This window comes from Undibacterium sp. 5I2 (assembly GCF_035019605.1).
Taxonomy (GTDB): Bacteria; Pseudomonadota; Gammaproteobacteria; order Burkholderiales; family Burkholderiaceae_D; genus Undibacterium.
Genome location: NZ_JASJVS010000203.1, coordinates 1 through 238, shown reverse-complemented (window position 1 = coordinate 238; position 238 = coordinate 1). Strand labels below are relative to the sequence as shown.

Here is a 238-nt window from a genome sequence, read left to right as displayed (position 1 = left end):
AGTTTACCAGCCAGGCCTTTACTGGGCTGCTGCTTAGAAACGGCATCAAAATCAGTATGGACGGTCGCGGTCGGGCGTTGGATAATATTTTTGTTGAGCGTCTATGGCGCAGTGTGAAATATGAAGAAGTGTATTTGAAAAAGCATGAAAGTATGCCGGAGTTGGTGATCGGCTTGGCGAACTATTTTATGTTCTACAACGCTGAACGTAAACATCAATCATTGGGTTATCAAACGCC

General features: G+C 44.5%; 1 protein-coding gene. It reads left to right on the top strand.

The annotated features are described in order from the left end of the window. A partial coding sequence (locus QN359_RS19980) for an integrase core domain-containing protein (protein ID WP_323493644.1) occupies positions 1–238 on the top strand: 238 nt, incomplete at both ends.